Genomic DNA, 7,496 nt, shown 5'->3' with positions numbered 1-7,496 from the left:
CCTGGCTCACCGCCCACCGTGAGCCAGGACGCGGCACGATCAGGTCACCTGATCGTGGCGGGAGACCCCCGGCCCTCTACTGCTGGGCGCCGTCCACCGGCTCGACGGCGGCCTGCTGCTCCGCGCGCTCGGTGACCACCGCGGCCCACTCGGCGATGCGCCGGGCGACGTCCTGCTCGGTCAGCCCGCAGTCGGCCAGCACCTGACCGCGGCTGCCGTGCTCGAGGAACGCCTGGGGCAGGCCGAGGGACCGCACGGGGACGTCGACCTGGTGGTCCTGCAGCGCCCGGGTCAGCGTCGAGCCGACGCCGCCGGCCCGCCCGCAGTCCTCGACGGTGACCACCAGCCGGTGCGCGCCGGCCAGCTCGACGAGCTCGTCCGCGACCGGCAGCACCCAGCGCGGGTCGACGACGGTCACCCCGATGCCGTGGTCGGCGGCGCGCTCGGCGGCGGCCAGGCAGGTGGGCACCATCGACCCGACGGCGACCAGCAGCACGTCGGCCCGCTCCCCGCGGCGCAGCACGTCGACCGGCCCGCGCCGCTCCAGCGCCGGGACGTCGACCGGCGGGGCGCCCTTGGGGAAGCGCACGACCGTGGGCCCGTCGGACACCGCGACCGCCTCGCGCAGCACCTCGCGCAGGGTCGGCTCGTCGCGCGGGGCGGCCATGCGCAGCCCCGGGACGACGGAGCAGATCGAGAAGTCCCACATGCCGTTGTGCGAGGCGCCGTCGGTGCCGGTGACCCCGGCCCGGTCGAGGACGACGGTGACCGGCTGCCCGTGCAGGGCGACGTCCATCAGCAGCTGGTCGAAGGCCCGGTTGAGGAAGGTCGAGTAGACCGCGACCACCGGGTGCAGGCCGGCCATCGCCATGCCCGCGGCGCTGGTCAGCGCGTGCTGCTCGGCGATGCCGACGTCGAAGGTGCGCTCGGGGAACCGCTCGGCGAAGGCGGCCAGGCCGGTGGGGTGCAGCATGGCGGCGGTGACCGCGACGACGTCGGCCCGCTCGGCGCCGATGCGCACGAGCTCGTCGGAGAAGGCCGCCGTCCAGTCGCGCGCGGCGACCGGACCGACCCCGCTGTCGGGGTCGAACACGCCGGTGGCGTGCCAGGCGTCGATCTGGTCGGTCTCGGCCGGTGGGTAGCCGAAACCCTTGGTGGTGACGGCGTGCACGATCACCGGGCGACCGAAGGACCGCGCCCGGCGCAGCGCGGACTCCAGCCCCTCGACGTCGTGGCCGTCGACCGGGCCGACGTACTTCAGGCCGAGGTCCTCGAACATGCCCTGCGGCGCGAGGACGTCCTTGACGCCCTTCTTGAGCCCGTGCAGCGTGTCGTAGAGCGCCGAGCCCACGACCGGGGCCCGGTGCAGCGCCTGGCGGATGGCCAGCAGCGCCTGCTCGTAGCCGGGGCGCAGCCGCAGCGTGGCGAGCGCGTCGGCGACGCCGCCGATGGTCGGCGAGTAGGACCGGCCGTTGTCGTTGACGACGATGACCACCGGCCGGTCCTGCGCGGCGGCGATGTTGTTCAGCGCCTCCCAGGCCATGCCGCCGGTGAGGGCGCCGTCGCCGACGACGGCGACGACGGGGCGCCGGTCCCCGCGGACGGCGAAGGCCTTGGCCAGCCCGTCGGCGTAGGACAGCGAGGTGGAGGCGTGGCTGTTCTCCACCCAGTCGTGCTCGCTCTCGGTCCGGCTCGGGTAGCCGGAGAGCCCGCCGCGCTGGCGCAGCCGCTCGAAGCCCTCGACGCGGCCGGTGAGCATCTTGTGCACGTAGGCCTGGTGGCCGGTGTCGAACACGATCGGCTCGTGCGGGGACTCGAACACCCGGTGCAGGGCGATGGTGAGCTCGACGGTGCCGAGGTTGGGACCGAGGTGGCCGCCGGTGCGGGCCACGCTCGTGACGAGCGCGTCACGGATCTCCGCGGCCAGGGCCGGCAGCTGCTCGGCGGGCAGGGCCCGGAGGTCGGCGGGGTCGCGGAGCGAGCGCAGGAGCGACACGGCGCAGCGGTGTCCTCTCTGTCGGCGGCGGGAGCACGGCTCGTCGGCGGCCGCCGATCCACTGTAGTCGCGTTCCGCGGGTCCCTCCCGGCGACGGCGGCAGCGGGCCGGACCGGTCCGTCCCGGACGGGGCGTCCTCCGCGACGGGGTCCACTTCCGTCGTTCATTGACAGAAGGCGACGGTGTGCTCACGATCACGCCATGAGACGGCCGTGGCTGCCCGACCTCACCGGCCCCTCGCGCCGGCTGGTCCACGCGCTGCGGGTCGACGGCCCGGCCACGCGGGCCCAGCTGGTCGAGCAGACCGGGCTGTCCCGCGCGACCGTCTCCGGGTACGTCGCCGAGCTCGTCGACCGGGGGCTGGTCGCGCCCGCCGACCCCTCCGACGCGCTGCCCACCGGCGGCCGACCCGCCCGGCGGGTGCAGCTGACCCGCCGCGCCGGCGTCGTCGTCGGGGTGGACGTCGGGCGCACCCACGTCCGCACCGCCGTCGCCGACCTCTCCCACCGGATCGTCGGCGAGGAGGTGACGACGCTGCCGGTCGCCGACCTCGGTGCCGACGCGGTCCTCGACACCGTCGCCGCGCAGGTCGAGGACGAGCTCCACCGGGCCGGCGCCGGCACCGACGACGTCGTCGGGGCGGTCGTCGGCCTGCCGACGCCGGTCGTCGGCCGCGCCGCCGACTCCGGCGGCACCGTGGCGCGCTCCAACATCCTGCCGACGTGGTCGGGCCGGACCCCGGGCCCCGCGCTGCAGGAGCGGCTGGGCGTCCCGGTGATCGTGGAGAACGACGCCAACCTCGGCGCCGTGGCCGAGGTGCGCTGGGGCGCCGGCCGCGGCTCGCGCTCGACGATCTACCTCAAGATGGCCACCGGCGTGGGCGGCGCGCTGGTGCTCGACGGCGACCTGCTGCGCGGCGTCTCCGGCACCGCCGGCGAGATGGGCCACGTGAGCCTGGACCCGGCCGGGCCGCTGTGCCGCTGCGGCAACCGCGGCTGCCTGGAGCTGACCGCCGGCGGGAGCGCGCTGCTGCAGGCGATCCGCTCGGCCGGGCCGCACTACCCCGACCTGCGCGCGCTGGTGGCCGGCGCGCAGGACGGCGACCAGGCCTGCCGGCGGCTGATCGCCGACGCGGGCGCGTCGGTGGGCGTCGTCCTCGGCGGGCTGGTCAACGTGCTCAACCCCGACCGCATCGTCGTCGGCGGGGAGCTCGGCACCGCCGGCGACCTGCTGGTCGACCCGCTGCGGCGGGCGCTGGCGCAGTCGGCCATCCCCGCGGCGGCCGAGCAGCTCACCGTGGTGCCCGGCTCCCTCGGCGGCCGCGCGGAGCTGCTCGGCGCGCTCGCGGTCGGGATCCGGGAGGCCGACCGGCTCGGCGGCTGAGGAGGGACCACCGGCTCAGAGTCGGGGCACCCAGACCTCCCCGCGCAGCGCCCCGGCCACGACCGTCACGCCGCGTGCCGCGGCGGCCAGCCGCGCCCCCTCCCGCTCGTAGGCGGCCACGGCGGCCTCCAGCGCGTCCGGCGGCAGGTGGTCGGCGAGGTCGACCCGGACGGTGCGCCAGCCCTCCCGGGCGGCCGCGAGCCCCGCGCCGACGTGGTCCCCGGCCATCCGGGCCAGCAGGACCGGGTAGCGGCGCAGCACCTCGTGCGCGCGGTAGTCCGGCGGCACCAGGTCGAACAGCCAGGTGACCGCGCTGCGCTCCCAGTCGGGCGCGCCGGGGGGCCGCACCTGCTCCGGCCAGCCCGGCGGCACGCTCGCTCCCACACCGGCAGTGTGCCGCAGGTCGAACGCGTGTTCGACCCGGCGGGCGCGCCGTCACAGGGTCGTGATCAGCTGCGCTGTCGCTTGAGCCAGAACTGCTCGAAGCCCCAGGTGCCGGCGCCGCTGGAGTGGTAGCTGACCAGCTCCCACCCCTCGCCGCCGAGCCGGTTGAGCACCGAGCTGGTGTCCCCCTGCTGCCGCTCGAGGCCGCCGCCGGGGAGCTTGACGCTCACCCCCGCGCGCTGCGACTCGGCGTCGTTGGCCGTGATGACCGAGGCGTACTCCCAGGTGGTCACCCGACGACCGTATCCGGCGCCCCCGGATCAGGCCGCAGGGACGAGCAGAGCCACGCACTCGACGTGCGCGGTCATGGGGAAGGCGTCGAAGGCGCGCAGCCCGGCGAGGCGGTACCCGGCGTCGGCGAGGACGGCGACGTCGCGGCCCAGCGACGCGGGGTCGCAGGCCACGTAGACGACGGCGCGCGCGCCCGCGCCGGCCAGCACACGGCTGACCGCCGGCCCCGCGCCGGCGCGCGGCGGGTCGAGCACGACCACGTCGGGGCCGCCGCCGAGCTCGTCGAGCAGCCCGGTCAGCCCCTCGGCGTCGACCTCGCCCTGCCACACCTCGGCCTGCGGCAGCGCGCCCAGGTTCGCCTCGGCCGCGGCGCACGCCTCGGCGTCGGCCTCGACGCACACCACCCGCCCGGACTCCCCCACCGCGGGCGCCAGCGCGCCGCCGAACAGGCCCGCCCCGGCGTAGAGGTCGAGCACCGTCTCCCCCGGCCGCACCGCGGCGAGCTCGCCGACCGCGGTCACCAGCGCGTCGGCGGCCGACTCGTGCACCTGCCAGAAGCCGGTGCCCTCGACCTCCCAGTCCCGCCCGGCGGCACGGCGGCCGGCCCGACCCGCGGGCGGCCCCGGCGTCTGCTCGCCCGGCTGCAGCACGCGGGTCGAGGTGGGCACGCCGCGCCGGTCGAGCCGGGTGGTGGTCACCGTGCCCGCGGAGTCGACGGCGACGTCGACGGCGCCCGCGCCCGGCCAGCGGCGCGTCAGCACCGCGCGGGCGGCCGCCTCGACGGTGATGGGGCAGTCCTCGAGGGGGACCAGGTCGTGCGAGCGGTGCCGTCGCAGCCCCGGCGTCCCGGCCCGGTCGACGGCGAAGCGCGCCCGCGATCGCCAGCGCAGCGGGCCGCCGGGCAGCGCCTCGACGGCCAGGCCGGCCAGCAGCGGGTCGGCGGGGTCGAGCCGGCCGAGCCGGGTGAGCTGCTCGCGGACGACGTCGGCCTTCAGCCGGCGCTGCCCCTCCCAGGACACGTGCTGCCAGTCGCAGCCGCCGCAGCGCCCCGGCCCGCTGTACGGGCACGGGCGCTCGACGCGGTCGGGCGAGGCCTCGAGCACCTCGACCGCGTCGGCGCGGCAGTACCCGGGCTGGCGGTCCTCGGTGACCCGGACGACGACCCGCTCCCCCGGCAGGGCGTGCCGCACGAACACCACCCGGCCCTCGTGCCGGGCCACGCAGTGCCCGCCGTGGGCCACCCGGCCGACGGTCACCTCGAACTCCCGCCCGGTCCACCCCCCGCCCCGGTCGGGACGCGGCGACCGGGGACGGCGGCGGCCGTCAGCCATAGGGGGTGGACTCCGCCTGGTCGTCGGTGAGCCCGCGGCGCAGGTCGCCCGGCGCCGGGCCGCCCCCGCGGTCGTCGTCGCGGCCGATCGAGCTCTCCAGCTGCCACGGCACGGTGGTGATCATGACGCCGGGCTGGAACTGCAGCCGGGCGCGCAGCCGCAGCGCGCTCTGGTTGTGCAGGACGTTCTCCCACCAGTGCCCGACGACGTACTGCGGCACGAACACGATGACCAGCTCGCGCGGGCTGGCGCGGCGGACGGCCTTGACGTAGTCGACCACCGGGCGGGTGATCTCCCGGTACGGCGACTCCAGCACGGTCAGCGGGACGGGGATGTCGTAGCGGTCCCAGTCGGCCTGCAGCCCGCGGGTGTCGGCGTCGTCGACGTTGACCGTCAGCGCGGTGAGCTCGTCGGGCCGGGTGGCGCGGGCGAAGGCCAGGGCGCGCAGCGTCGGCTTGTGCACCTTGGACACCAGCACGATCGCGTGCACCTTGCTGGGCAGCAGGCGCGAGTCGGTGTCGGGCACCAGCTGCTCGGCCACGTGCGAGTAGTGCCGGTTGATCGCCTTCATCAGCACGAACAGGATCGGCATCACCAGGATCACCAGGTAGGCGCCGCGGGTGAACTTGGTGATCACGATGATCACGAGGACGACGGAGGTCAGGCTGCCGCCGATGGTGTTGATCACCTGCGAGCGGCGCATGCGGCGCTTCTCGGCCTGGTCGGCGGAGAGCCGGATCTCGCGGTTCCAGTGCCGGACCATGCCCCACTGGCCGATCGTGAAGCTGGTGAAGACGCCGACGATGTACATCTGGATCAGCCGGTTGGGATCGGCCGCGAAGGCGATGATCAACAGCGCCGCGAAGCCGGCCAGCAGCAGGATCCCGTTGCTGTAGACGAGCTTGTCGCCCCGGGTGTGCAGCTGGCGGGGCAGGAACCGGTCCTGCGCGAGCACCGACCCCAGCAGCGGGAAGCCGTTGAAGGCGGTGTTGGCGGCCAGGACGAGCACCAGCGCCGTCGCCGCCTGGATGTAGAAGAACCCGATCGACTGGTCCCCGCCGAAGGTGGCCGCGGCCAGCTGCGCGATGACGGTGCGCTGCGGGTCGGTCTCGCAGTCGCCCGGGAACCCGATGAGGTCGCAGGTGTTCTCCGCGTAGCGGACCTCACCGAGCAGGGCCAGCGCGGTGACCCCGGCGAACATCGTCGCGGCGATGCCGCCCATCAGCGCCAGCGTCGTCGCGGCGTTGCGCGACTTCGGCGGCCGGAAGGCGGGGACGCCGTTGGCGATGGCCTCGACGCCGGTGAGCGCGGTGCAGCCGGAGGCGAAGGCGCGCAGCGCGAAGAACACCAGCGCGACGCCGCCCAGCTGGTCGTAGCCCGGCTCGGGGGCGATCGTCCAGCCGGCGCTCTCGGCGACGACCGGGGCGTCGGTGAGGAAGTCGCGGATCAGCCCGGTGACGATCATCACCATGATCCCGGCGACGAACAGGTAGGTCGGGACGGCGAAGGTCTTCCCCGACTCCCGCACCCCGCGCAGGTTGGTGGCCGCGAGCAGCGCCACGAGGCCGACGGCGATGAGCACGCGGTGCTCGTTGAGGGCGGGGAACGCCGAGATGATGTTGTCGGTGCCGGCCGAGACCGACACGGCCACGGTGAGCACGTAGTCGACCAGCAGGGCGCTCGCGACGGTGAGCCCGGCGAACTGCCCGTGGTTCTTCATCGCGACCTCGTAGTCGCCGCCGCCGGAGGGGTAGGCGTGCACCACCTGCCGGTAGGAGAGCACCACGGTCGCCAGCAGCAGCACGACGACGACGGCCAGCCACGGCGCCAGGAACAGGAACGCCGTCCCGGCGAGGGTCAGCACGATGAGGATCTCCTGCGTGGCGTAGGCCACCGAGGAGAGCGGGTCGCTGGCGAAGATCGGCAGCGCGAGGGACTTGGGGAGCAGGGACTCCCCGGACCGGTCGCTGCGGACCGGCCGGCCCAGGACGAGCCGTTTGGGGAGTTGTCCGAGGTCGGACAGGCTGGGCACGGCGGCGATGGTACGAGCGCCGGGGCACCGGGTGCCGCACCCGTGGGGCGGTGCGCCCCCGAGGGGTCAGGCCTCCCCC

6 protein-coding genes are annotated in these 7,496 nt (G+C 75.6%); 1 reads left to right on the top strand and 5 read right to left on the bottom strand.

Annotation, left to right across the window (positions count from 1 at the left end; all coding sequences use genetic code 11):
- Nucleotides 1–76: 76 nt before the first annotated feature.
- Entirely contained in the window at nucleotides 77–1,996 is a 1,920-nt protein-coding gene (gene dxs / locus ACI8AD_RS19745) for a 1-deoxy-D-xylulose-5-phosphate synthase (RefSeq protein ID WP_456872225.1), read from the bottom strand.
- A gap of 201 nt (nucleotides 1,997–2,197) precedes the next feature.
- Between dxs and ACI8AD_RS19740 the strand changes: the two genes are divergently transcribed.
- Nucleotides 2,198–3,379 (top strand): ROK family protein, encoded by a 1,182-nt coding sequence (locus ACI8AD_RS19740; RefSeq protein ID WP_456872224.1) that lies wholly within the window; start codon nucleotides 2,198–2,200, stop codon nucleotides 3,377–3,379.
- A 15-nt stretch (nucleotides 3,380–3,394) separates the two neighbouring features.
- Here ACI8AD_RS19740 and ACI8AD_RS19735 read toward each other — a convergent pair whose 3' ends face one another.
- From ACI8AD_RS19735 to ACI8AD_RS19720, 4 genes are all read right to left on the bottom strand, one after another.
- On the bottom strand, nucleotides 3,395–3,763 hold the full coding sequence (locus ACI8AD_RS19735) for a hypothetical protein (protein ID WP_089404116.1): 369 nt from the start codon (nucleotides 3,761–3,763) through the stop codon (nucleotides 3,395–3,397).
- Between the two features lie 65 nt (nucleotides 3,764–3,828).
- The gene (locus tag ACI8AD_RS19730; RefSeq protein ID WP_456872223.1) at nucleotides 3,829–4,056 is read right to left on the bottom strand and encodes a DUF4177 domain-containing protein; all 228 of its coding nucleotides are present in this window, start codon (nucleotides 4,054–4,056) and stop codon (nucleotides 3,829–3,831) included.
- Between the two features lie 27 nt (nucleotides 4,057–4,083).
- The gene (locus ACI8AD_RS19725; RefSeq protein WP_456872222.1) at nucleotides 4,084–5,385 is read right to left on the bottom strand and encodes a class I SAM-dependent RNA methyltransferase; all 1,302 of its coding nucleotides are present in this window, start codon (nucleotides 5,383–5,385) and stop codon (nucleotides 4,084–4,086) included.
- A complete protein-coding gene (locus ACI8AD_RS19720; RefSeq protein WP_456872221.1) occupies nucleotides 5,378–7,417 on the bottom strand; it encodes an APC family permease in 2,040 nt (679 codons plus the stop codon). Before ACI8AD_RS19720 ends, ACI8AD_RS19725 begins: the two co-directional genes overlap by 8 nt.
- Nucleotides 7,418–7,496: the final 79 nt, after the last annotated feature.

The organism is Geodermatophilus sp. SYSU D00766 (assembly GCF_054049915.1).
The sequence above is the reverse complement of the archived record's forward strand: the minus strand, read 5'-3'. Positions and strand labels throughout refer to the sequence as shown.